Below are 25,178 nucleotides of genomic sequence, written 5' to 3' on the forward strand. Positions count from 1 at the left end.
AATGTTTTGCCGGGTGCATGCCGGCCGTGGCGCCGGACCGCGCGCATTGGCCGGCGGCGTGGGCATGTGCCCGGGCAAGGAGGGGGCCGGTCAGCCCGGTGCCCCGCCCCGCGGCTTGCAGATTTCCAGGAAGCCGGCGGCCATGAAGGCGGCCATGCGTGCCTTTATGGCGGCGAAATCGTCAGACTTGCACAGCCCGCCCGACAGTTTGTCGATGCGCCCGGTCCGCGCCAGCGTCAGCAGCAGCGCGCCCGTCACGAAATGGTAGCTCCAGAAGATGTCCTCTTCCGCGCAGTCGGGCAGGGCCTTCTTCAGCAGGCCGATCAGGCGCAGCACGACGGGATCGAAATGATTATCCATCAGTTCGGCGCCCCATTCCGGGGTGTTGGCCACCTGTGCGCTCAGCGCCGCATAATTCTTCCAGCCTTCGCCGCCTTCGATGTACAGGTCCAGGTCGGTGTCCAGGAAGGCGTGCAGGGCGCCCTGCACCGTGGGCTTGCCGCCCGTCGCCGCCTCGTACTCGTCCAGCACCCGCATGCGCCGCTCGCTGGTCACGGCGGCGCGGCGGGCGAAGACGGCGTCGAACAGCTTCTTCTTGTCCTCGAAATAATAGTTCAGCAGCGTGTGGTGAACGCCCACGCGCTGCGCCACATCCTTCAGCGTGACGCCATAGAGGCCATGCTTGGAGAAGAGATACTCCGCCTCGTCGAGGATCTGCTCCATCTTCTCGGCCCGCTGTTCGGCCTTGGTCGAGCGACGGCGGGACTTCACCTGTTCAGACACCACGCGATCTTTCCATCTCCAGCCCGGCTTGTGCCGCGCGGCGGCCGTCGCCGCCCCGCCGGGTATCAATCCTCACCATATTGAACCCGCAGGCTAATTTTGTCGATCTTGCCCGTCGGTGCCAGGGGCATGGCGGGCAGGCGGATCACGGCGTCGGGCACCCACCAGGGGGCGACCCGCCCCTTCAGGGGGGCGAGCAGGGCGGCATCGTCCAGCGTGGCGCCGGCCCGCATCTCCACCAGCAGCAGCGGGCGTTCCCCCCATTTGGGGTGGGTGCGGCCGATGACGGCGGCCAGCGACACCTCCGGCAGGGCGCCGATCAGGGCCTCGATCTCCGCCGGGTTGATCCATTCGCCGCCCGACTTGATCAGGTCCTTGGCCCGGCCCGTGATCAGCAGGTTGCCATCCGCGTCGATGCGGGCCAGATCGCCGGTGGGAAACCAGCCCCGGGCATCCGTCGCCTTCTGTTCCTGTCCGAAATAACGGTCGATGACGGCGGCACCGCGGACGCGAAGATGGCCTTCGGCCCCGCGCTGGTCGGGCAGGGGGCGGCCGTCCGCGTCGGTCAGCAGCAGATCGGCGCCGATGGCCGGCCGGCCGGAAACGGCGGCCCGGCGGTCGGGATCGTCGGGCGGCGCCATGGTGCCGCAGGGCGACAGTTCCGTCATGCCCCAGCTTGTCTGCACGGTGACGCCCAGCCGCTCCTCGATCCGTTCCATCAGGGCGGGCGGCAGCGGCGATCCGCCGACGATGATGCGCCGCAGGCTGGGCAGGCGCTCGCCCGTGGCTTCCAGATGTTCCACCAGCCCCAGCCAGACGGTGGGCACCCCGACACCGATCGTCACCCCCTCCGCCGCGATCAGCCGGGCCAGGCTGGCCCCGTCGGCCTGGCGGCCGGGCAGCACCAGCCGGGCGCCGACGGCGGGCACGGCGAAGGGCAGGCCCCAGGCATTGGCATGGAACATGGGCACCATGGTCAGCACGGCATCCCGGCCCGAAATGGCCATGACATCGGCCTGCAGAAGCCGCAGCGTGTGCAGGAAGCCGGACCGGTGGGTGTAGGTGACGCCCTTGGGCGCCCCCGTCGTGCCGGAGGTGAAGCACAGGCCCGAGGGTGCTGTCTCCGCGAACCCGCCCCAGGCATCGGCCGGCACGGCCATGGCGGGATCGGGCGACAGCACGGACAGGCGCGGATCGCCCGGCCCGCCGATATCACCGTCGATCACCAGCACGCGGCCGATGCGGGGGGACCGGTCCAGCACCTGCCGGACCAGCCTCAGCAGATCGGCGCTGGCGATCAGGATGCGGGCCTGCGACTGGTCCAGCATGGCGGCCAGTTGCGCTGCCGTCAGGCGGGGGTTCAGCGTGTGGCACACGGCCCCCATGCCCATGATGGCGTACCAGGCTTCCACATGGGCCTGACTGTTCCAGGCCAGCGTGGCCACCCGGTCGCCACGCCCCACCCCCATGCCGGCCAGCAGGCCGGTAACGGCCAGACTGCGCTGCATCAGCGCGGCATAGGTGGTGCGGGTCGTGCCGCCATCGGCCTGCGCCGTCACCAGTTCAGCCCGCGGATGCCACTTGGCGGCATGGCGCAGGAACCGGTCCAGCGTCAGCGCATAATCCTGCATCGATCCGTCCAGCATCAGCAGCCCGTCCCCCCGGCGGGAAGCACGGGGGAGGCGACGCCCGTGTTCCAGTGCCACGGCATGGTGCCGGTCAGGCGCCGGCGACACACCGTTTCCTCGTGCAGGGCGAACATGCCGGGCATCAGGTCCGTCCCCGGCTGCGGCGTGCCGCGGAACGCCATGTAGGCGCCTTCCGCGCCGAAGGGCGCCCAGGCCGGTTCCCCCGCCGCGGCCGGCCGGCCCGTGGCGGCGAAGGATGCCCAATATCCACTCATGGCGGCCGACAGGCGCTGTTCGGCCGGGGTGTCCGGCACGCGCGGCCAATAGGGCGGGGTGCGGTCGGTGGTGCGGAAGACATAGGGGATTTCCGCGGCGTGGAACGCATGCAGCCCCTTGGCATCGGCCTCCGGATAGCCATGGTCGAAATAATAAAGATAGGCGGGCTGGCCCTGCGCCGTCTGGGCCCTGGCCAGCCGTTCGGCCGTCCAGCCGTAAAGCGCGTCGCGCGGGGCGGCCAGGATGCTCTCCTCCAGGTCGCCGGACGGGTAGAGCCGCAGGAAGGCCTCTGCCAGATCGCCATACCGGTTCCGGATTTCCGCCTCATAGGCGGCGGGGCTGGCCGGCACGGGCGGGGCCAGGAAGCGCAGGGACCGGATCTCCCCGCTGTTGAACCCGGCCAGAAGGGGAACGGGCGCCTGCTCCCCCCGGTCGAAACTATCGACCGGTTGCCGGGGCAGGACCTTGCCATCCACGGTGCCCAGCGGGAAATAGCCGGCCTTGGCCGCCCCCTCCACCAGCTTTTCGGCATCCATGTTGCGCAGGGCGGCGGGCGTCGGGGCGCCCAGCGTGCCGGCAACATAGGTGCCGATCATCTCCGCCGACGGGGTGCCGAAGCGCTCATCCTTCAATTCCGGGGTGGAGATCATGTAGGCGCTTTGCGCGATGGCCTTGGCGAACAGGCCGCGCGCGTCCGGGGCCGCCATCAGATACATCACGGACAGCGCACCGGCAAACTCGCCCGCCAGCGTGACATTGCCGGCATCGCCGCCAAAGGCGCCGATATTGCGCCGGACCCAGCGCAGGGCGGCGATCTGGTCCAGCAGGCCGTAATTGCCCGACACCTTGTCGGGCGATTCCGCGCTCAAGGCCGGATGCGCCAGATAGCCCAGCACGCCCAGCCGGTAATTGACGGAAACGACGATCAGCCCCTGTTCGGCCGCCAGCCGCGCACCATCATAGGCCTGTTCATGCCCGTACCCGCCGGTCAGCGATCCGCCATGGACCCAGACCAGGACAGGCGCATCCTTGGCCCCCCGCGGGGCCCAGATGTTCAGGAACAGGCAGTCCTCGTCCATCCGTGCGGGCGGGTTGGCATAGATGCTGGCCTGCCGCGGGCGCGGCTGCATGCAGGCCGCACCGGGTTCCACCGCGGACCGAACGCCGGCCCAGGCCGGCAGGTCAGCGGGCGGCTTCCAGCGCAACAGGCCCACGGGCGGCCTGGCATAGGGAATGCCCATGAAGACATCCACAGCACCGGCCGCCCGGCCCTCCAGCGTGCCGGCCGGGGCCTGCACCGTCGGCGCCTCGGCGGCCAGGGCGCCGCCGGTCAGGAACGCGGCGGCCGCGCAGGCCGCCAGTCGGGGAAGGAAACGCATCAGCGGCCTCCGGTCCTGCCCGCCTCTTTCCGCAGCACGCGCGCCAGCACCAGGAACAGGGCCACCGCGAGCACGTAGAAGGGCACGAGCGTGTAGAAAGCGAGTTGCAGGGAATTGTCGGGGTTGGTGGCCCGGAAATAATCGCTGGCCAGCCCCAGATATGTGGGCCCCAACCCCAGCCCGATCAGGTTCATGACCAGCAGCAGCAGCGCGCCGGCCATCACCCGCTGGTTGGGCCGCACCTCCTCCTGCACCAGGGCGACCGCCGGGGACAGATAGAAATAATTGAGGAAGGTGGGCACGGCCAGGAACAGCAGCGCCAATCCCCAGCCCGGCGCCCAGACAAAGCCGACGAAGAAGGGCACGGCGATGGCCAGCCCCACGGCCGGCACCAGGGCATAGGCCTGTTTGGACCGCAGCGCATAACGGTCGATCAGCCGGCCCGACACATACATGCCGGCGCTGACGCCGATCCCGATCAGCAGCGCGTAATAGATGGCCACCTCGCCCAGCGTCATGCCCTTTTCCCGCATCAGGAACAGGACGGTGAAGTTCATGACGGCATAGGTCACGAACTGCGTCGCCCCGCAGGCCAGCGACAGCAGCAGCAGGGCCGGATGGCGGAAGAAGGCCCCCACCGTTTCCATGAAGCCGGCCGCGGGTTCCGGCTTGCCGGCGGCAGCGGCGGGCGCAGGATCCAGGCCGCCGCGCTTTGGCTCGCGGATGGTCAGCCAGACGACGGCGGCGGCCGCGATGCCGATCAGGCCCAGCACGACGAAGGCGCTGCGCCAGCTATAGGCCGCGGCGATGGAGGCGCCGAAGGCCACGCCCAGCGCCTGGCCCAGCGGCGGGCCCAGGTTGAACAGGCCCAGCGCCGTGCCCCGCCGGCCGGGCGCGAAATAATCGGTGATGATGGCATAGGAGGGGGGAACGCCCCCCGCCTCCCCCACACCCACCGCCATGCGCGCCAGGACAAGCTGGGGATAGGTGGAGGCCATGCCGCAGGCCACCGTCGCCGCACTCCACAGCGCGCAGGCGATCGACAGCACCTTCACCCGGTTGGTCCGGTCGGCCAGCCAGGCCACCGGGATGGAGATGGTGCAGTAGAACAGCGCGAAGTAAAGCCCGCTGATCAGGCCCAACTGACCATCCGTGACGCCCAGATCGTCCTGGATGGGCTTGGCCAGGATCGACAGCAACTGCCGGTCCAGGAAATTCAGCACATAGACGAAGCACAGCATGCCCAGAACATACCAGGCGCGGGCATCGGGGGCGGCGGGGACGGACCCCGGCATGGCCGGGGCTTTGGGGACGGGGGCGGCCGTCATGGCTTAATACTCGTAGCCGAGGCGGATGCCCAGGGTGCGCGGCCGCATCGTGGCAAAGCGGCTCGCCAGGAAGGCCTCCGGATGGACATAGGTGATCGAATGATCATCGAACAGGTTCTCGCCATAAAGCGTCGCCGTCCAGGACCCTTTGCTGATGCCGAAGCTCATGTTCACATTATTGTAGCTTTCGGTACGGCCATAGGTGGGGCTGACCGTGCCGGGCCGCCCCGGCACATTGGGGAACCCGCTGGGGAAGCCGCCCACATGCTGCATGTTCAGCGCGACATTGGCCGGCAGTTCCGGCGTCAGGTCGAACCAGTACTGGATGAAGACCGATCCCTGGAAGCGCGGCGCCGACAGGCGGGCCCCCTTCACGGCACCGGAAACGGCCGCTTCGGTGGCCGACAGTTCCGTCACCTTGGCATCGTTGAGCGATCCGTTCAGGCCGACGGTCAGCCCGGTGGCGGGCATGGCGCTGATCTCGAACTCGATGCCCTTGCTGCGGGCAGCACCGATATTGGCGGCGAACTGCACGCTGTCCGATACACGGTTGGCCTGGACCTGGATATTGCTCCAGTCGATCAGGTAGGCGGCCAGATGCGCGGACAGGCGGCCATCCAGCCAGCGCCCCTTCAACCCCAGCTCGTAATTGGTCAGGTCGTCGGAATCGGCGCCATAGGGGATGATCAGGTCATTGGGGTCGGTGACGCTGGGCCGCCCGGCATAGGCGTTCACCACGGGCGCGCGGAAGCCGGTGGACACGCTGGCATAGACCGTGGTGGCCGTGTCGGGCTTGACGGAGGCGCTGACCTTGTAGGATGGCTTGCTGCCCTTGGCCTTCACGCCGGCGCCCGCCACCACGGGGGTGACCGTCAGGGGGCCCGACAGGCCGCTCAGCGCATAGGTCAGATAGTTGGAATTATAGCCGCCTTCCTCGGTGAAGCCCTGGGCGTCCAGGCGCCCGTAGCGCAGGCCGCCCGTCAGCCAGAACCGCTCGCTGAACCGGTATGTCAGTTCACCGAAACCGGCCAGTTCATGCGATTTGCTGTGGGTGTAGTTGCGCTGGTAATATTCATCCGGCAGGCCCGTGATCCCCCGCGCGGCCAGGAAATCCGGTGAAGACCGGTAGAAATAGTCAACGTCGTTGCGCCGGTCCATGAAGAAGCCGCCGACCACCCATTCCCAGTTGCTGGAATTGTTGGAGGACAGGCGGAATTCCTCCACGAACGTGTTGAGATACCCGTCGGCATCCAGGCCGAAGGCGATGGCGCCGCCGAAGGTGCCGGCCAGATCGACATAGAATTTCTGGTTGAACTCGGAATAGGTCGTGGAGCTGACCAGGTTCACGCCGTCAAATTCATATTCGATGGTGGCGTTGTAGTTGGTCAGCTTGCCGACATAAAGGTCGGGCCGGTCGGACACGCGCTTGTTGCGGCCCAGCGACGGGCTGACCAGCGAACTGTCCTTGGGGTTGCTGTCCTCGTGCGAGGCCAGCAGGCGCACGGACATGCGGTCGGTCGGCTGCCATTTCAGGATGGCGCGGCCACCCCAGCTTTCCAGCGTGTTGGAATTGTCGATGCCGGTGCCGACATTGTCGACATAGCCTTCCTCGTGCCGGTAGAAGCCCGTGACGCGCAGGGCCAGCTTGTCTTCCACCAGCGGCGTGTTGACCATCACGTTGTAGCGCTGGCGCAGCGAGTCCGACCCCGTCAGCCCGAAATCGGTTAGGGCGGCGGCGTCGAACTTCCGCAGGTCCGGGCTCTTGGTCAGCACGCGCATGGCACCGGACAGGGAGCCGGAACCGAAAAGCGTGCCCTGCGGTCCGCGCAGGAATTCCACCCGTTCCACGTCGAACAGGTTGGGGTCCAGCACCGTGCTGTTGCCGATGGTGGAAATGGGCAGCTCGTCGATATAGATGGCGACGGTGCTTTGCAGGTTGGCGCCATAGCCGTTGGTGGCGATGCCGCGCGCCGTGAAATTGTTGAAGTTGGCGCTGGGCTTGTTCAGGACCACGCCCGGCGTTTCCCGCGCCAGCCCCTCATAGCCGACGACGCCCTTCGTCGTCAGATCCTCCTGCGAGAAGGCGGTGACGCTGAGCGGCACATCGTCGATGCGCTGGGCCCGGCGGGTGGAGGTGACGATGATCTCCTGCAGGACATCGGCCTGGCGGTTGCCGGCCGCCTCGCGCTCGGCGGGATCGGTTTCCTGTGCCAGGACAGGTGCGGAAAAGGTGGTCAGCGCGACCGCGCAGGCGGACGCGAGCAGCTTGGCCCTCATGTGAAGCGTTCTCCCATTCAGCCGCTGATCGGATGCCAGCGTGCCCAGCGAACATGCGGCAAGCTCCCCGCCCTGTCAACATTCACTATCACGTGTGTGAATATTATTGGGGGATGGACAAGACCGCCCGGCGACCCTTGTGCTGCCATCCCCCTTTTCCGGCCATGGGCTTTGGGCCATCCTGCCCCGTGAACCCAGGGGGAGGAGCGGGCATGAGCGACGCGGCCGATTATCCGCGCACGGCGCGCGGCAGCAATTTCTTTGAAACCGACACGAACCTGATCCGGCTGCTGGAACGCCGCGCCCCGCATGTGCTGGAGGCGCACGAGGGGCGCCTGTCGGAATTCGGCGCCTGGGTCGGCGGCGAACTGGATGCCCAGGCCGAATATACCGACCGTTTCGCCCCGCCGCGCCTGGACCCCTATGACATCGACGGCAACCGGACGGGCCGCGTCGTCTTCAACCCCGAATACCTGGCCTGTCACGCCGAGGCCTATCGCCGCGGCGCCGTCGGCCTGGCCTATCAGGACGAGGGACGGGGGCCGTCGGGCGCGCCCAGCCATGCGGCCTGCTTCACCATGGGTTACATGCTGTCGCAGGCCGATATTTCCATCCATTGCCCCGTCACCATGACCGGGGCCGTGGCCCATGTGCTGGATGCGCTGGCCCCGCCGGACGTGCGTGGCCGTTATCTGCCGGACATGGTGCGCATGGATGGAAAGGCCCTGTCGGGCGGCACCTGGGCCACCGAACAGCATGGCGGATCGGACGTGGGGGCCACCACGACGCGGGCCGAGGCGCGCAATGACGGTCACCGGCTGCATGGCGTGAAATGGTTCACCAGCAATGCCGGTGCCGGGCTGGCCATGGCCACGGCCCGGCCCGACGGGGCCGAGCCGGGCGGGCAGGGCCTGGGCTGCTACCTCGTGCCCTCCCACCTGCCCGACGGCACGCCCAACCACCAGCGTGTCCGCCGCCTGAAGGAGAAGGCCGGCACCAAGGGGCTGGCCACGGCGGAGATGGACCTGAACGGCTGCTGGGCGCTGGAGATGGCGCCGCCGCCGGAAGGGCTGAAGATGATGATGGCGGCCCTGGAATATAGCCGCATCCACAATGCCGTCGGCTCCGCCGGGCTGTTGCGCCGGGCCTTCGTGGAAAGTGCGGGCTGGGCCACGCATCGCGTCGCCTTTGGCCGCCCCATCCGCCATTATCCCATGGTGCAGGACCAGTTGCTGGACATGGCGATGGAGCAGGAGGCGGCGACCGCCCTGGCCTTCGAGGCGGTCCTGGCCTTCGATGCGCATCTGGCCGACCCCGACACGGGCGGCGACTGGCTGCGCCTGGCCACCGCGCTGGCCAAGTACCGGACAGCCGAACAGGCCGTGACGGCCTGCCGCCATGCCGTCGAACTGGTGGGCGGCAACGGCTATACCGACGAGATGGTGACCAGTCGTTTCTACCGCGACTGCCTGGTCGTATCCGTCTGGGAGGGGCCGGCCAATATACAGGCGCTGGAACTGCTGCGGCTGGTGGCGGGACGGCGCCCGGGGGACCAGATCTTCCTGGCCCGTGTCGGGACGATCCTGTCCGACCTGCCGCCCGCAGCGCGGGAGCCGGCGGCGGAGGATGTGGCCGCCGTGCTGGAAGGGGCCGTGGAGGAATGCCGCGCCGCCCTGGCCTTCCTGCGCCGCAACCCGGACCAGGGGCCGCGCCACGGCCGCCGGTTGCTGACCCTGATGGCCGACACGCTGGCGGGCGCGCTGTTGTGCGAGGAGGCGGTGGCCGAGCTGAAATGGGGCGACCGGCGGAAATGGCTGCTGGCCAGCCGCTTCGTGCTGAAGGTGCTGGGCAAGGCCGATCCGATCTCTGCCGGTATCGATCCGGCCAATGCCGAGTTCGATGCCGTGCTGGCCTATGAACCCGTGGGCTGGTGATCCGGCTCGCCGCCAGCCGGTCCCCAGAACAGGGCCCAGCAGGTGAAATCCGTGCTGAATTCAACGAAGCGGTGTTCGGCCCCCGCCTCCACGAAGATCAGGTCGCCGGGGCCGAAAGGGGCACGCCGGCCCGCCTTCTCGAACAATCCCGTGCCGGAAAGGACGGCGTAAAGCTCGTCCTGCCGGTGCGGCCCCTGCATGTCGCGGTCTTGCGGTGCGTAAAGCCCGGCCTTCATGCTGCCATGGCGGATGACATATTCGAACCGGTCCAGGCCGGTGCGATCCCCGATTGCAGCCAGGGCGGTACCGGGGGTGAAGATGAAGGGCGGCGGGTTCACGGGCGGGCACCATGGGGCCAGGGGGGGCCAGGGGGGAACGGGGGGGGGACCCGTCCAGGGAACCAGCACGGCCCATCCCCGGCAACCCGCTGAAATGTCACCGGCACGAAAAACCCCGCCGGATGGCCGGCGGGGTCTTCTGTCGGGCGGGAAGGCGGCAGCATGGGCGCCGCCGCGCCAGTCGGCGCGCATATCGGGGCCAATATCTCTCGCCCCCGATATCAACCCTCGCCGTCGCCGGCATTGTCGGCCGCCGGGGCGGAAACCGACACCGTTGCCGACAATTCGGCCGGGCTTGGCAGGACCGGCGCTTCGCCCAGGACCTGGATGGTGCCGGCCAACTGGCCACCATTTTCCACTTCCAGCGTGCCATAGCGGATATTGCCCAGGATGCGGCCCGTGGAACGCACCTTCAGCGTGCCGCGCACCGTGATATCGCCCTCGAACCGCCCGCCGATATCGGCCTCGTCGATCTCCACCGAGCCCTTGAACAGGCCCGTATCGGCGATTTCCACGACATGGCCGTCGCGCAGCTTGGCTTCCACCGTGCCTTCGACGACCAGCACGTCACAGGCGGCGATCTCACCGGACAGGCTGATGTCGCGGCCGACGATCAGCTTGCGCATTTCTGTGGCGGGGGTGGTGCCGCTGCTGCCTTCCACACCCGTCGGGGCCACGCGCTTGGGCGGGCTGTTGGGGATATCCACGACGCGGCGCGGAATGTCGCTCTTCAGCGACGGGGCCGCCGCCGTGCCAGGCGAACCGGTGGGGGTGGAGAAAGGCGTGTTCATCGTCATCCTCGGGCTGGTTTCGGAACCTTGGTCTGCAGGCGGAATGGCGGGTTTCACGTCCGCCTGCGGTTCCGTCTGGCGGAACCCGGCACCGGCGTCCTGCGTTGTCTCCCCGGCGGGTGGTGCCGGGGGTGCGGGCGTGGGCGGGGCCGTGGGCGGTCTCTGGCGTCGGAACATATTGATTGCCCCCAAATGCGCTGGCTCAGGGTGGGGACCGGACGGCGGGTCCGGCCCGGTTATGCGGTATCACAGAATGCGCGCTCACGCAGCCGCAGCCGGCAGATCACGCCGCATTTCTTCAAAGAAATGCGCCATGAAGGCGGCGGCCAGCACGGGCACGACAAGATTGACGAGCGGGAGTGACGAAAGAAAGGCGAGAATGACGCCTGCCACGAAAAGACCCGCCCGCCGGTCGCGGCGCAAAAGCCTTACCCCGGCGGTGTCAAGCCGTCTGACGGCGACCAGCTCGTAATATTCCCGCCCCACCAGATAGCCGTTGACCAGGAAATAGACGAAGAGATTGACCACGGGGATGAAATAGAAGGGCAGAGCCAGCAGATTGACCAGCAGCACCAGCCCCAGGAATTTCACCCCCTCCCACACCGATCGCCATAGCGGGATGGGGCGCGGGGGCGGCAGCCAGGGATAGTGCCGCCGTTCGACGGCATCCACGATGCTGTCCAGCATGACCGAGGAAACGGCGACCATCACGGCCGGGAACATCAGCCAGGCCAGCGCCAGTGCTGCCAGCCCGCCCAGCAGACCGATGCCCGTATCCACCCAGGGGATGTCGAACAGGCTGGTATGGGCCAGCAGCCAGCCGAAACCGCCCAGAAGCAGGGCGAAAAGCGCCAGCGTCCCCAGGATGGACAGGATGATGACCCGCAGGAAGGCCGGGTCGGGCAATTGCGCCGCGGCGCGCACCAGATGCCGGATCATGTTTTTCCCGTCCCTTCCCGCCCGCCCTGCCGGACCGGCCCTGCCAGAACCCCGCCCATGCGCATCCAGGCGCACCCATGCGCGCTCCCCATCCATATGGGGATGCATGCGCACTTGCCGCAAGCGCGCACCGCCCTATACTCCGCGCCAATTTTTCCAGACGGGTGGAGGCCATTCGTGGCGGCAGTTTATGATGTTGTGGGCATGGGCAACGCGATCGTCGATGTGATCGCCAAGGCCGATGATGCGTTCCTGGCCGCCAACGGCCTGATGAAGAATGCCATGCGGCTGATCAGTGCAGAGGAGGCGGAAGCCCTCTATGCCAAGATGGGGCCGGGCGTGGAAATCTCCGGCGGTTCCGCCGGCAACACCATGGCGGCCCTGGCTTCGCTGGGCGGCAAGGGCGTGTTCATCGGCAAGGTGGCGCATGACCAGCTCGGCAAGGTCTACCGCCATGACATCCGCGCGGCCGGCGTGGTGTTCGACACCCCCGACCTGGACGAGGGCAAGCCCACGGGAAGCTGCCTGATCCTGGTGACGCCGGACGGCCACCGGACCATGAACACCTTCCTGGGCGCCTGTCTGGACCTGACGCCCGACGATATCGACGCCGCCACCATCCAGTCGGCCAAGGTCGTCTATCTGGAAGGCTATCTGTGGGACCCGCCGGCTGCCAAGGAGGCGTTCCTGAAGGCCGCTTCCCTGGCGCATGCGGCCGGCCGCAAGGTGGCGCTGTCGCTGTCCGACCCGTTCTGCGTGAACCGCCACCTGGACAGCTTCCGCGACCTGGTGAAGAACCATGTCGACATCCTGTTCGCCAACGAGAGCGAGATCGTCGCCCTGTTCGGCGGTGATTTCGACAGTGCTGCCGCCGAGGCGCGCAAGAATGTCGAAGTGGCCGTCCTGACCCGGGGCGAACAGGGCGCCACCGTGCTGGTCGGCGGCGAGACCTACAGCGTGCCGGCCGAGAAGGTGGAGCAGGTCGTCGATACGACGGGGGCGGGCGACCTGTTCGCCGCCGGCTTCCTCCACGGTTATACCCAGGGCCGCGACCCGGCTACCTGCGCCCGCCTGGGCGCCATCTGCGCCGGCGAGATCATCGGCCATTATGGCGCCCGGCCCGAGGTCAGCCTGGCCGATCTGGTCAAGTCCAAGGGACTTTGATTTGAGGTGTCCGCCCGGTCCGGGTTTCCCCGGACCGGGCACGCCACGCCCGGCATGCCTTTCCCGTCGGCCCGGCAAAAAGCGCCGGCTGTTGCGTACAGCAAGAACGATTTTGCATTTCGCAACGATGCCTTTTCTTTCAAATTATTGATTTTACTGAATTCATCAATCATGGCCCGCCGATTGCTTCCTGTTGCTGGTCACCAGCAGCGGGGGTCCATATGGACGGCGGCGCACATATCCGGTTCATCCAGCCCGAAACCTGTCAGCCTGAGGCGGAGGGCAGCTTTGCCCAGCTTTACCGTCTGGCCCATGCCAAGGCGGGGCTGGCCCGGCTGGGCGTATCGAACCTTCTGGACTGGCTGACCCGGCGCGGCGGCGATGCTGCGGGCCTGGACCTGTTGCTGGAGGATGGGCGGCCGCTGACGCCCGACAATCGCGACCGGGTGAAGGGCAATATCTTCCTGTCCTTCCTGTTCCATGATCTTCGTCACCGGCTGCTGGTGCGCATGGATCAGGCCCGCATCAAGAAGGACGGCCCCTTTGCCCCCCTGCCGCCCGGCCTGTCGCAGGATCAGAAGCTGAACTGGCTGCGCTCGCAATGCTGCCTCACGCTCAATCTCGTGCTGGATGAATGGGCGGCGGAAATGGCCGACCGGCCTGTTTCCGGCTGCCCGTTCGCCCGCATGGCCCGTTTCGCACAGGGTTTCTTCAAGGGGTCCGCCCTTTACGCCCGGGCCGGCCACGACATGGTCAGCATTTCCAAGACGGGCAGCAACACGGCGCTGCATATGTGCTTCAGCCTGGTGGAGGCATCGCTGCATCTGGGCGTCGACCTGCCCGTTGCCGACTGGCGGGACGCGATGTGGCGCAGCCGCAAGGAATTGAAGACCCTGGCCGCCGGCAGCCTGGGGATGATCGTCACCTTCCTGCACGCTTCCAGGCTGGAGCCGGAGGGGGAGAGCGCTGTCAATCCCACCACGGGCGAGGCCTGCGCCTTCCGCGTCGAGCAGGGGGTGGACGGTTTGCGGCTGCGGCTGGACAGCCGGCCCATCACGCCCTTCACCACGGGCCATGACCGGCTTTATACCGGCTGCCCCGCCTTTCATGTCGGCGGGATGATCGAAATGTACCTGGATTGGGTGCTGGACCTGGCGGCCCATCACGGGCTGCATGCGCCCGAGCGGCTGCCCGTGCCGGCCCTCCGGCCGCAGGCAGACCGTCTTGCCGCGATGGCCATGGCCGGCGATGATTGATGCCGCCGGCATGAAAGATGATTGATGCCGCCGGCATGAAAGAAGCAGGGGCTTGACCGGAACCTGCAGGTTCCGGTCAAGATTGCGTGAAGGCCGATGAGGTGGGGCGGCACTGCCGCCCCACCTCATCGGCCCGATGCCTGTCAGGACACCAGCGCCTCGGCCAGGTCGAACTCGGCCTGGGTTTTTGACCTGATCTCTTCCAGCGTGATGCCGGGGGCCATTTCGATCAGGGTCAGCGGACCCGTTCCGTGCTTGTCCACCTGGAACACGCCCAGATCGGTGACCACCAGGTCCACGACGCGCGTGCCGGTCAGCGGCAGGGTGCATTCCCGCAGCAGCTTCGGCTCGATGGCGCCCGTCTTCTTGTCGACGGCGCAATGCTCCATCACGACGACGACCTTCTTGACGCCGGCCACCAGATCCATGGCGCCGCCCATGCCCTTGACCATCTTGCCGGGGATCATCCAGTTGGCCAGATCGCCATTGGCGGCCACCTGCATGGCGCCCAGCACCGACAGGTCGATATGTCCGCCACGGATCATGGCGAAGCTGTCGGCGCTGCTGAAATAGCTGCTATAGGGCAGTTCGGTGATGGTCTGCTTGCCGGCATTGATCAGGTCGGCATCCTCTTCCCCCTCGAACGGGAAGGGGCCCATGCCCAGCATGCCGTTTTCCGACTGAAGCGTCACATGCATCCCCTCGGGGATGAAGTTCGCCACCAGGGTCGGGATGCCGATGCCCAGGTTCACATAGAAGCCGTCGCGCAGTTCCTTCGCAGCGCGGGCGGCCATTTCCTCACGGGTCCAAGCCATTTTGTTTCCCCCTCGCCCTTAATCGCGCTTGCGCGTGGTGCGCTGCTCGATGCGCTTTTCGTGCGTGCCTTCGATGATGCGCTGCACGAAGATGCCCGGTGTGTGGACATGATCGGGGTCGATCGTGCCGACATTCACCAGTTGCTCCACCTCGGCCACGGTGACCTTGCCCGCCATGGCCATCATCGGATTGAAGTTCCGCGCGGTCTTGCGATAGATCAGGTTGCCTTCCGTGTCGCCCTTCCAGGCCTTCACGACGGCCAGGTCGGCGCGCAGGCCGCGTTCCATGACATAGGTCTCGCCGTCGAACTCCCGCAGTTCCTTGCCCTCGGCCACCAGCGTGCCCACGCCCGTCTTGGTGAAGAAGGCCGGGATGCCGGCACCGCCGGCGCGGATGCGCTCGGCCAGCGTGCCCTGGGGGTTGAACTCCAGCTCAAGCTCACCAGACAGATATTGCTGTGCGAACAGCTTGTTCTCCCCGACATAGGAGGAGACCATCTTGCGGATCTGCTTGGTCTCCAGCAACTGGCCCAGGCCGAACCCGTCCACGCCCGCATTGTTGGAGATGACCGTCAGGCCCTTTACGCCCGACAGCTTGATCGCGGCGATCAGGTTTTCCGGGATACCGCAAAGACCGAACCCGCCGGCCATCACGATCATGTCGTCCCGCAGCAGCCCAGCCAGGGCCGCCACGGCATCGGTATAGACTTTCTTGCTCATGAGATTGCCCGCGGCCTCCTCCTTTTGTGGGCTTTTCCGACTGGTGTACGGCGGTGCAGCATGGGTGTCAATGGACCACAAGGCCTATTTCATGAAACCTGATTCAAATTTCGAGTCGTAATTTTCATAATAAAAGCCACCAAAACGTTAGTTTAAAATTACAGGACCGCGCATCGGCACGGGGTCCCGGCGTGGCGACCACCGGCTCATGCCGCATTGTCGTGCCGGGTGCCTGTGCCGTTCGTGGCGATCCTGCTGGCCGCAATCGGGGCGGTGTCCGGGGGACTGGAGCATATTTGCGCTGAGCGGAAATATGCCTTTCGCGCCCGACCGCCGGGCCAACTGACATTGGCCTGGCCGCGCCGCGCGGGCGGTGCTGCGGCCGCCGCAGCCGGCGCGGTTTCCCGTCAACCGAAAATCGCTCCATGTTCCGTTCCCACCCGTGACCGGGCCGGTCAAAGGCGGCCATTGCCACCGGGCGGGATATGGCAGACCTGCCGGGCGGACACTTCACAGCCGGGCCGCGGGGGCGTAGATGATGCCCATCCCGACATCATCCATTTCCCCCGCGGCGGCCGTCATGAGTGACCTGGTCCTTTCCACCTTCATTGCCTTCTTCGTCACCATCGATCCCATCGGACTGGGCCCCCTGTTCGCGGGCCTGACGGCCGGCATGGACAGCCGGCACCGTCGCCGCACGGCCATCAAGGGCGTGCTGATCGGCACCGGCCTGCTGTTCGCCTTCGCCTTCATCGGGGAATTGCTGCTGACCTCGCTCGGGATCAGTGTGGGTGCCTTCCGCATCGCCGGTGGCATCCTGCTGCTGCTGGTCGCGATCGAGATGGTGTTCGCCCGTGAAAGCGGCCTGCGCACAGCGACGGAGGATGAAAAACAGGAGGCCCGGCACCGGGCCGACATTTCCGTCTTCCCGCTGGCCATTCCGCTGATTGCGGGTCCGGGAGCCATGACCTCGGTCGTGCTGCTGATGGGGCGGGCCGATGGCGACTGGATGATGCAGGCCGCCGTGCTGGCCGTGCTGTCCGGTGTGCTGCTGGCCACGCTGGTCTGCCTGCTGTTCGCGGGGGAGGTCGGCAAGCTGCTGGGCGTCACGGGGATCAACGTGATCAATCGGGTGCTGGGCATCCTGCTGACGGCGCTGGCCTGCCAGTTCATCATTGACGGTGTGGTGGAAAGCGGCGTCCTGCGCTGAACCCGCTGTCGGAAATCCGACGGCGGGCCCTGCCTTGTCCAGGCCCGGTTGCCGGCCCCCGTTACCGGCGGGCCAGCAGGTCCAGATGGCCCACCATCAGCCGGGCGCCCTGTTCACTGGCCAGGTCGCGCCGGCGGGCCGCCCAGGCCTGGATGCGGGGGGAGGCGGCCGGTTCCTGCTCCGCCGCCGCGCGGGCATAGCCCTCCAGCATGGCCAGATGGGCGGCGATCTGCTTGGGCCCGATCTTCCAGTCGGCCTGCGCGGTTTCCACGCGATAGCCGGCGGCCGTCAGGCTGGCCACCAATGCCTTGGGTGCGGCGGGACCCAGGGCGGGCCCGCCCAGGCCCTTGGCCCGGCCCATATGGGCGTGGAACCGCTCCAGCACGAAGGCGTCATCCTCGTCCGCGATGGAGAATTCCACCCGGCCGTCCACGATCAGCGTGGCCAGCAGCGGCGGGAAGCCGCAGCCCGCCAGTTCCTTCACGAACCGGTCCAGCCACGCGGCGGAGACAAGGTCGAACAACGCCTTCGCCGTCACCCCGTCATACTGGTTAAGGCCCAGTTCCGCCGGGTCCTGCGACAGGTCGAAGCTGCGCATCTCCACCCGCACGGCCATGTCGTCGCAAGTGATCATGTAGGCGCGGCGCTGTTCCTTGTGCTCCCAGCCGTTACGGTCGGCCCAGCGGCCGATCTCCCCCGGCGCCTTGGCCAGAAGCTTGCGGTCCTTTTCGATCAGGGTCCAGTCCTGCTCGCCCCGGCCCAGCTTCATGGCCAGTTGCCGGACATTGCTGCCCGTGCCGGCCCCCAGGTCGATGATCATCGGATGGGTGGGCAGGATGCGGCCGAAGGCCCATGCCAGCCCCACGGCGCGCGCCGCATCGTCCAGCGGTTCGCGCAGGCGCAGCCAGTCGGGATCGAAATCAAGGTTCATACGCGGTTCCGATCGTCATCTCGAGGAAACCAGCATGCCGGACAGCGTGTCATGTATCAATGCCACACTCTGTTGCCACGACGGTAACAGGGCCCCTGCCTTCCGTGCGGCATTGCGCGCGGCGGCCAGGGCCGCCGGGTCTGACAGCAGCCGGTCGAAGGCCATGGCCAGGGCAGCCGGGTCACCCGGCGGCGCGATGGCGCCGGCAGGGGGCGGTACCACCTCCGCCAGCCCCCCGGCATCGGTGACGATGGCAGGCAGGCCGCGCTTCAGCGCCTCTGCCGCGACCATGCCATATCCTTCATGGAAGGAAGCGAGGGCGAACAGGTCCGCGGCCTGCCATTCGGCCTCCAGCGCCGGGCCCGACAATTCGCCCGTCATGCGCACCCGCCCTGCCAGTCCCGCCGTGGCCACGGCATCGGCAATGGCGGCGGCCTGGCCCGGATGGCGGCTGTCGCTGCCCACCAGTACCAGTTGCCAGGGCCGGTGCCGCAGCCGGCCCAATGCTTCCACCAGCACCAGATGGCCCTTGCGCGGGGTCAGCGTCGCCACGCACAGGATGGTGGGGCCAGCACCGTGCGGGCTGCCCGTGGCGGGGGCGGCCGGGTCGGTGCCGGGCGGGGCGATGACGATCCGCCCCGCGGGCACCGACAGGTCCATGACCCCGGCTTTGGTGGCTTGGCTGGGCACGATGACGGCCCGCATATGGGCCAGCGTGTCGCGCTCGATCCGCAACAGCGTATCGGCCTGTTCCGGTGCCAGCCCGTTTTCCAGATGCAGCGGATGATGCACCAGTGCCGCACAGCGCAGCCGGTAGCGGTCCACCCAGACGGCATGCGCCGCGACGGGCAGGGCCAGCCCGTCGATCAGGACCGGCGCGCCATCGGGAATGGCGCCCAGCACGGCGTCGGCCGCTGCGCGGGACGGATCGTCGACGAAGGGATGCGGTCCCGGCAATTCATGCACGGTGACCGTCTCCCCCATCGCGCGCAGCCCCGCCACCAGCCGGCGGAGATAGCCGTAGCCGCCCGTCAACTGGCCGATATCGCCGGGACAGAGGATGTGGAGCGGCTGGCCGATCATGCGCCGTCCCCGCCCAAGGGCGCCTCATAGGCGGCCCAGGCGACATGGGATTCCGACAGGCGGATGCGCAGGCTGTCGAGTGCGGCCCCGTCGGCGCCCAGGGCACCGGCCCGGATGCCGGTGGCCAAGCGGCGGTGGATTTCTCCGGCCAGGAACTCCGTCGTCGTATTGCGGCCCCGCAATTCCGGCACCTCGTCCAGGTTGCGGTAATTCAGCGGGGCCAGCACCTCCTTCAGCAGGGTTGAGGCGGCGCCGATATCCACCACCAGCCCGTCGGATGACAGGTGACGGCGGCGGAATTCGGCATCCACGACGAAGGTGGCGCCGTGCAGCGCCTGCGCCGGGCCGAAGATGGCACCCACGAAGCTGTGGGCGATCATGATGTGGTCACGCACGGTCAGGGAATACATGCACGGCCTTTCACGGGTTGGGGCGGGGATAGCGCACGACGGGGCAGCCGAAGGGCAGGTCGTGCAGGCCGGCCATGGCAGCCGGCAGGTCGGAAAAATCCAGCCGCGGACCCAGCAGATGGTCCGCTGCCGGATCGGTCAGCAGCGACAGCGCCTTTTCCAGCCGTCGCGACAGGGTCCAGCGCGGACGGAAGGCGGGCGACACCATCCCCACCTGCGAGGATACGATGCGCAGCCGGTTGGGGTGGAAACCGCTGCCCAGCGGCACGGTCACGGGCCGGTCGCCGTACCATGACGCCTCCACCAGCACGGCTTCCACCCCGGCCAGCCGCAGGGCGGTGGCCAGACCGTCCCCCGTGGCGCTGGTGTGGATGACCAGATCGCACCCGTCGGGCGCATCGTCGGGCAGGGCGAATCCGGCCCCCAGGGCATCGGCCAGCGCAGCCCGCGCCGGGTCGATATCGACCAGCGTGACCTCCGCCCCCGGCAGGCATGCGGCCAGCCAGGCGGTCAGCCCCCCCACCACGCCGCCGCCCACCACGGCGATGCGCTGGCCCGGTGCCGCACCGCCATCCCACAGGATGTTCAGCGCCGTTTCCATGTTGGCGGCCAGGACGGCGCGTTCGGTCGGCACCGCGTCGGGTACAAGGCGGCAGCTTTCCGCCGGCAGCAGTGCCACATCCTGATGCGGGTGCAGGGCGAAGACGCGCCGGCCCAGCAGGCCGGCCGGCCCCTGTTCCACCATGCCCACCAGGGCATAACCATATTTCACGGGGCCTGGAAACTCCCCCTCCTGGAACGGGCAGCGCATGATGGCAGCCAGTTCGGCCGGCACGCGCCCTTGGAAGACCAGCGATTCGGTGCCCCGGCTGATCCCGCTGGCCAGGGCGCGGACCCGCACGTCGCCGGCCACCGGCGCGGGCAGTTCCTGCCGGCACAGCGCCCCACGGCCGGGCGCCAGCGTCCAGAAGGCCGTGGCGTGGTCGGGGTGGACGGCTTGGGACAGGGACATCCGGCTTTTCTCCCAACAACGGGGTGTCAGCATATGAACACGCGGCGGGCGAATAAAGCACAGGCTTGTGACAGGCCGATGATGAGGGGCCGCTCAGCCCTCCGCCTCGCCGCCGCCGCCGGCCGACCATTCGCGGATGCGGGCCAGATGGGCATAGTCGGTATATTTGGGCGCCCAGGCGGGCCGGGGCTGGCTGTGATAGGCGGTGTCCGGATCGTCAAACCGTTCGATCAGATATTCCAGCCCCTCCCGCGCCTCCGCCGCCAGGATGCCCGCCTCCTCCTTCAGCGCCTGGATCAGGCCCGGCGGGTCGCCGCCGGACAGGCGCCAATATTCCAGCCCCTCCACGGTGGCGGCCTCCACCCCCTCGAACCCGCCGCCGGCCGCGATCAGCGCCTCCAGCGGCAATTGCGGCGCCTTGCCCAGCCGTACCTCCCTGGCCGATGGCGGGGTGCCCGTCTTGTAGTCGATCAGCACCACGCCGCCCGTGGGTGTGCGGTCGATGCGATCGGCCTTGGCGGTCAGGATGAAGGGGCCGGCCGGGCCGGGCAGGGTGATGCGGCCCGATACCTCGGTCGCCAGTGGCCGGATGGTGCGCCGCCGCTCCGCCTCCTGCGCCAGGAACCAGTCGGCCACCTTTTCGAACCGGGGCCACCAGAAGGCGGCGACCCCCGGCTGTTCCAGCAGGTCGCCGAAGGCGCCCCGCCCGATCGCCAGCAATTGCGCCCGCGCATCGGGCGGCAGCGCGCCGGGATGGCGGCGGACGAAGATGTCCAGCGCCTTGTGGATGATCTCCCCCCGTTCGGCGGCCCCCGGATCGGCGTCGATCGGGTCCAGCGCCGACAGGTCCAGCACCTTGGCGGCATAGATGGCGTAGGGGTCGCGCATCCAGGTTTCGATCTGGGTCACCGACAGGCGGCGCGGCCGGGCCGCCACGGGCGGGCGGGGGGCCGGCGGCGGGCAGGGGCGCACGCGCGCCGGCCGGTCCAGAGCCTGCCAAAGCCCGCGCCACCAGGCACCGTCCCCGTCGATCCGGCCGCGCAGCCCCGCCTTGTCCAGCACGGTGTCCAGGCGCAGCAGCCAGCGGGACGGTACGGTGGGTGTGCCCTCCACCCGTTCCGACCGGGTCAGGTACAGGGTTTTCGCCCCACAGGCCTGGGCGAAATCATGGGCGGCCTGACCCACCTGCCGTTCCGGGGCGGGCAGGCCGAAATCGCGCCGCATGGGACGCGACATCCAGGGGTCGGGCGGCGGGGCCGGCGGCCATGTCCCCTCGTTGAGCCCGGCCAGCACCATCACGTCGAACTGCTGCAGCCGTGCTTCCATCAGGCCCAGCACATGCAGGCGCGGATGCAGGCCGAAGGCCGGGCGCACCGCCCGCCCGGCGATCAGCACTTCCATCAGCCCGGCATAATCCTTGCCGCCCAGCGGGGGATAACCGTCGGCCGCCTCGCGCAGTTCATCGATGAAGCCGGCGGCCGCCTCCCCGTCCTTGTCGCGCCACAGCCGGTCGGCCCCCTGCTCACCTTCCTGGGCGGCCAGCGCCTCCGCCGCGCCGACATGCAGGCGCAGCCATTCCGACAGGGGCCGTTGCTCCCCATCCGCCACGGCCGCCGCCAGGGGCCCCAGGGCCGTTTCCAGCCGGTCGATCAGCGTCAGCAGGTCCTGGCTTATGGCGGGGTTGGTGATGCGGCGGCGCCTGTCCGCCGCCTCCGATGCCGCGAAAAGGACGGCCCGGCGCAGACCGTCCAGCCCGGCGGCGGGCCGCGGGCCGCGCAGGATGGCCGTTTCCAGCAGCCGGGCCTGACGCCGCAATTGCCCCGCCGGCCAGCCGCCGCCGGCCATCGGGTGTTTCAGCAGCGACAGGAACGGGACCGGCGCGCCCTGCACGGCGGTATCCATGATCAGGCGCAGGTACGACCCGACGGGCGTCTGGGCCAGCGGCCGGCCGGCGCTGTCATCGACGCGCACGTCCCAGCGACGCAATTCGGTGGCCACGCGCCGGGCCAGATTGCGGTCCGGCGTGACCAGTGCGGCGGTGCGGCCCGGCATTTCCAGCGCCTCGCGCAGGATCAGGGCGATGATCCCCGCTTCCTCCTGCGGGGTGGCGGCGTCGATCCGGGTCACGCCTTGCAGAGCCGACGGGTCCGGCGTGGCCAGGTCGCGCCAGGCCTCCGTCGTGCCGGCGGGCCGCAGCGCCTCGGCCATCAGGGCGATGCGGGCGGGTGGGCAGGAAGGGGCGACGCCTGGGGCCAGCGGCCAGTCGGCCACCGCCTCCCGCGCGACGCCGATCCGGTCGATCAGTTGCTTCAGCCCGAATTGCGGGTGCGCATCGTCCAGCGCGTCCCAGGTGGCCGCGTCGCACGCCCGGTCCAGCCCCGGCAGCACCACGCAGCCCGTGGGCAGCCGCGCGATGACCGACAGCAATTCGGCCGTGGCGGGGATGGACCCGGTGGAGCCGGCGGCGATGATCGGGTGAGCCGGCGGCGCAGCCTTCAGCGCCGCCGCATAGGCCAGCAGGCGGTTGTTGCGTTCCTGCGCGGGATCGACACTGCCCTCTGCGGCCAGAATGGCGGGCCACTGATCGACGATGATGGCCAGGAAGGACAGGGTCACCTGCCAATGTTCGGCGTAATCGTCGGGCACCAGGCTGTGCAGCCGGTCGAACCCCACCATTTCCGTCTGCGTCTGGTCCAGCAGGCGGGCCAGTTCGCGGGCCAGGCGGGCCGCCTGGGCACGGGTCTTGGCGAACCGGTCGCCGGCCGCCGCGATGGCGCGGGCCAGCAGCAATTGCCGGCGCAGGGGACCGATGGCCGGGGGCAGGTCCAGCCCGCCGGCCTTGCCCGTCACGCCGTCCATCATCAAGGACACCTCGTCCCCGTCCACATCGCCCAGCGGCGCCATGCGCGGCAGCAGGATGGGCCGCCCGCCCGACAGGCGCAAAAATGCCTCGCGCAGGCTGCGCACGGCGCGGGCCGTGGGCAGCAGAACCGTGAAGCGATTCAGGGCCAGCGGGTCGCCATCCGCCTGCCGCCACAGGCCCGCGGCCAGCGCGTCCACGAAGGGGATGTCGGGCGCCAGCGTGAAGACGCGCGCCGGTGCGCCGGCGGCGTCCGTCATGGGTGGACTTCGCGCGTCGCGGGATGGCGCAGATGCGCATCGACCAGCGGCACGGCGGGCGGCGTGCCCACATGATACCAGTTGCCCTCGTGCCGCACGCCGTAAAGCCGGCCCGCCGCCTCTGCCCGCCGCCACAGCAGCAGGTTGGAAAAGGCGCCGTCCGGCGTTCCGGCGAACTGGTCCGGGGTCATGATCGACACGCCGGCCATCACGAAGGGCGCCAGTTCCATGTCGGGACGGGCCGACAGCCGGCCATCGGGGTCCATCTGGTAATCCCCCCGCCCGTCATAGCCCACCGCACCCGCCGTCGGCGCGACCAGCAGCAAACTGTCCATGACGTCCGGGTTCCACGCCGCGGCCAGCCGCTTCAGGGCGGGAACCGGCCCGTCCAGCCAGACGATGTCGGCATTGACGACGAAGAAGGGCTCGGCCCCCAGCAGCGGCAGGGCATGCCTGACACCACCGCCCGTCTCCAGCGGGGCATCCTCCCGCGACAGGGTGATGCGCAGCCGGTTGCGCGGCCGGGCGTCCAGGTGCGCCGCGATCTTGTCGGCCAGCCAGTGGGCATTGACCACCGCCTCTTCCACGCCCGCCGCTTCCAGCCGGTCCAGCGCATGGTCCAGCATCGTGCGGCCGCCCACGGAAATCAGCGGCTTGGGCAGGTCCAGGGTCAGCGGACGCATGCGCAGCCCCAACCCGGCCGCCAGCACCATTGCCCGCTTGGGCATGAAGGACATCGAATTCAACTCCGGTTTCAAATCAACGACCAAGAATATGGGCCACGGCCCCGTCGGGGGGCAAATGCTCATCCATGAAACTTTGCAGCGGCGCCAGCAGCGGATGGGCGATGGCGCCGCGGAACTGCCGCCACACACGGGACAGGAAGGCCAGTTGCCGGGCCTTGCCGCCCCCGGCCGCCAGTTGCGCCACCCGTCCCAGGATGCGGGCATGGCGCATGGCGCCCATCACGGCGTAGGACGCCAGGAACGCTTCCCGCCGGACGCCGGGACGGGCCAGCAGATAGCGATCGATCATGGTGGCCTGGATCGTGTCGGGCACATCGCGCCGCGCGTCCTGCAGCAGCGACAGAAGATCATAGCTGACGGGACCGATGCCGCCATCCTGCACGTCCAGCAGCCCGCAGGCCCGGACCCCCGGCCGGCCGGGCAGCCACATCAGGTTGCCCGGATGATAGTCGCGCAGCAGCAGGCTGACGGGCACGCTGTCCAGCACAGGTTCCAGCACGGCCACCCAGGCCGCGTCCAATGCCGCCCGGCCGGCAGCAGCCAGGGGCCGGTCCGCCGCTTCCATATAGGCATCGGCGAACAGCGCGACCTGGGCCGTGAACAGCGGCAGGCCGTAGCAGGGCAGGTCGGGGGCGGATGCCGGATCGAACCGGTCATGGAGATGGGCCAGCACATCGGTCGCCACGGCATAAAGCGGCCAGGGATCATCGCCCCGTTCCAGCAGGGCCGCGAAACTGTCGTCGCCGAAATCCTCCAGCAGCAACAGCCCCTGCGGCGGGGCTTGCGCGAAAAGGTCGGGCGCCGAAAGTCCCGCATCGCGCAGCAGGCCGCAGATCCGGATGAAGGGCGGCACCTGTGCTGCGCCTTCACCCGCCGCATCCATCAGGATGGCGCGCGTCCCGTCGGGGGCCGTCAGCCGTTCATAGCGGCGGGTGGACCAGTCGGCCCCCATGGGAACCCGTGCGGCTATGGCCCAGCCGGCGTCGGCCAGGAAGCTGTCGATGACGTCGCTGCGCCGTACCATGTCGTCGCGCATGG

The 25,178-nt window shown here is 68.5% G+C and carries 21 protein-coding genes; 4 read left to right on the plus strand and 17 right to left on the minus strand.

The features are described 5' to 3' along the window. Positions 1-90 precede the first annotated feature (90 nt). The 5 genes from ABC728_RS16925 to ABC728_RS16945 form a co-directional block, all read right to left on the minus strand. Positions 91-786: a TetR/AcrR family transcriptional regulator gene (locus ABC728_RS16925; protein ID WP_416621728.1), complete on the minus strand. Its 696-nt coding sequence runs from the start codon at positions 784-786 to the stop codon at positions 91-93. Between the two features lie 62 nt (positions 787-848). Next, a complete protein-coding gene (locus ABC728_RS16930) occupies positions 849-2,429 on the minus strand; it encodes an AMP-binding protein (RefSeq protein ID WP_416621727.1) in 1,581 nt (526 codons plus the stop codon). Further along, positions 2,429-4,066 carry a carboxylesterase/lipase family protein gene (locus ABC728_RS16935; RefSeq protein WP_445376620.1) on the minus strand — a complete coding sequence of 546 codons (1,638 nt, stop codon included), beginning with the start codon at positions 4,064-4,066 and terminating at the stop codon, positions 2,429-2,431. Before ABC728_RS16935 ends, ABC728_RS16930 begins: the two co-directional genes overlap by 1 nt. Further along, positions 4,066-5,394: a spinster family MFS transporter gene (locus tag ABC728_RS16940; protein ID WP_445376621.1), complete on the minus strand. Its 1,329-nt coding sequence runs from the start codon at positions 5,392-5,394 to the stop codon at positions 4,066-4,068. Before ABC728_RS16940 ends, ABC728_RS16935 begins: the two co-directional genes overlap by 1 nt. Before the next feature lie 3 nt (positions 5,395-5,397). Then, complete coding sequence (locus ABC728_RS16945; RefSeq protein ID WP_416621005.1) at positions 5,398-7,671, minus strand: TonB-dependent receptor; 2,274 nt, start codon at positions 7,669-7,671, stop codon at positions 5,398-5,400. 212 nt (positions 7,672-7,883) lie between these two features. On the opposite strand from ABC728_RS16945, the gene ABC728_RS16950 reads away from it, so the two are divergent. Next, positions 7,884-9,605 carry an acyl-CoA dehydrogenase family protein gene (locus ABC728_RS16950; protein WP_416621006.1) on the plus strand — a complete coding sequence of 574 codons (1,722 nt, stop codon included), beginning with the start codon at positions 7,884-7,886 and terminating at the stop codon, positions 9,603-9,605. On the opposite strand, the gene ABC728_RS16955 is transcribed toward ABC728_RS16950, so the two are convergent. The 3 genes from ABC728_RS16955 to ABC728_RS16965 all read right to left on the minus strand — a co-directional run bounded on the left by ABC728_RS16955 (position 9,584) and on the right by ABC728_RS16965 (position 11,673). Then, complete coding sequence (locus ABC728_RS16955; RefSeq protein WP_416621007.1) at positions 9,584-9,943, minus strand: cupin domain-containing protein; 360 nt, start codon at positions 9,941-9,943, stop codon at positions 9,584-9,586. The genes ABC728_RS16950 and ABC728_RS16955 overlap by 22 nt on opposite strands. 221 nt (positions 9,944-10,164) lie before the next feature. After that, positions 10,165-10,734 carry a bactofilin family protein gene (locus ABC728_RS16960; protein WP_445376622.1) on the minus strand — a complete coding sequence of 190 codons (570 nt, stop codon included), beginning with the start codon at positions 10,732-10,734 and terminating at the stop codon, positions 10,165-10,167. 261 nt (positions 10,735-10,995) lie between these two features. After that, positions 10,996-11,673, minus strand: a complete 678-nt coding sequence (locus tag ABC728_RS16965; protein ID WP_416621009.1) for an EI24 domain-containing protein — start codon at positions 11,671-11,673, stop codon at positions 10,996-10,998. Positions 11,674-11,877: 204 nt separating this feature from the next. On the opposite strand from ABC728_RS16965, the gene ABC728_RS16970 reads away from it, so the two are divergent. Both ABC728_RS16970 and ABC728_RS16975 read left to right on the plus strand, forming a co-directional pair. Continuing rightward, positions 11,878-12,837, plus strand: a complete 960-nt coding sequence (locus tag ABC728_RS16970) for an adenosine kinase (RefSeq protein WP_416621010.1) — start codon at positions 11,878-11,880, stop codon at positions 12,835-12,837. Positions 12,838-13,058: 221 nt separating this feature from the next. Next, positions 13,059-14,093 carry a hypothetical protein gene (locus ABC728_RS16975; protein ID WP_416621011.1) on the plus strand — a complete coding sequence of 345 codons (1,035 nt, stop codon included), beginning with the start codon at positions 13,059-13,061 and terminating at the stop codon, positions 14,091-14,093. Between the two features lie 143 nt (positions 14,094-14,236). Here ABC728_RS16975 and ABC728_RS16980 read toward each other — a convergent pair whose 3' ends face one another. Continuing rightward, positions 14,237-14,908: a CoA transferase subunit B gene (locus ABC728_RS16980; protein WP_416621012.1), complete on the minus strand. Its 672-nt coding sequence runs from the start codon at positions 14,906-14,908 to the stop codon at positions 14,237-14,239. 18 nt (positions 14,909-14,926) lie between these two features. Then, a complete protein-coding gene (locus tag ABC728_RS16985) occupies positions 14,927-15,628 on the minus strand; it encodes a CoA transferase subunit A (RefSeq protein WP_416621013.1) in 702 nt (233 codons plus the stop codon). Positions 15,629-16,208: 580 nt separating this feature from the next. Here ABC728_RS16985 and ABC728_RS16990 point away from each other — a divergent pair. Beyond that, positions 16,209-16,838, plus strand: coding sequence for a MarC family protein (locus ABC728_RS16990; protein ID WP_416621014.1), 630 nt, complete (start codon positions 16,209-16,211; stop codon positions 16,836-16,838). 61 nt (positions 16,839-16,899) lie between these two features. Here the strand turns inward: ABC728_RS16990 and ABC728_RS16995 are convergent, their stop codons facing one another. The 7 genes from ABC728_RS16995 to ABC728_RS17025 all read right to left on the minus strand — a co-directional run bounded on the left by ABC728_RS16995 (position 16,900) and on the right by ABC728_RS17025 (position 25,176). Continuing rightward, positions 16,900-17,769, minus strand: coding sequence for a hypothetical protein (locus tag ABC728_RS16995; RefSeq protein ID WP_416621015.1), 870 nt, complete (start codon positions 17,767-17,769; stop codon positions 16,900-16,902). A gap of 15 nt (positions 17,770-17,784) precedes the next feature. After that, positions 17,785-18,852 carry a glycosyltransferase family 4 protein gene (locus ABC728_RS17000; RefSeq protein WP_416621016.1) on the minus strand — a complete coding sequence of 356 codons (1,068 nt, stop codon included), beginning with the start codon at positions 18,850-18,852 and terminating at the stop codon, positions 17,785-17,787. After that, positions 18,849-19,262 carry a 6-pyruvoyl trahydropterin synthase family protein gene (locus ABC728_RS17005; protein WP_416621017.1) on the minus strand — a complete coding sequence of 138 codons (414 nt, stop codon included), beginning with the start codon at positions 19,260-19,262 and terminating at the stop codon, positions 18,849-18,851. Before ABC728_RS17005 ends, ABC728_RS17000 begins: the two co-directional genes overlap by 4 nt. Before the next feature lie 10 nt (positions 19,263-19,272). Then, complete coding sequence (locus ABC728_RS17010; RefSeq protein ID WP_416621018.1) at positions 19,273-20,274, minus strand: zinc-dependent alcohol dehydrogenase; 1,002 nt, start codon at positions 20,272-20,274, stop codon at positions 19,273-19,275. Between the two features lie 93 nt (positions 20,275-20,367). Then, on the minus strand, positions 20,368-23,394 hold the full coding sequence (addB, locus tag ABC728_RS17015) for a double-strand break repair protein AddB (RefSeq protein WP_416621019.1): 3,027 nt from the start codon (positions 23,392-23,394) through the stop codon (positions 20,368-20,370). Further along, positions 23,391-24,131 (minus strand): nucleotidyltransferase family protein, encoded by a 741-nt coding sequence (locus ABC728_RS17020; protein WP_416621020.1) that lies wholly within the window; start codon positions 24,129-24,131, stop codon positions 23,391-23,393. Before ABC728_RS17020 ends, addB begins: the two co-directional genes overlap by 4 nt. A gap of 22 nt (positions 24,132-24,153) precedes the next feature. Continuing rightward, entirely contained in the window at positions 24,154-25,176 is a 1,023-nt protein-coding gene (locus tag ABC728_RS17025; protein WP_416621021.1) for an aminoglycoside phosphotransferase family protein, read from the minus strand. Positions 25,177-25,178 lie beyond the last annotated feature (2 nt).

This window comes from Niveispirillum fermenti (genome assembly GCF_052474395.1).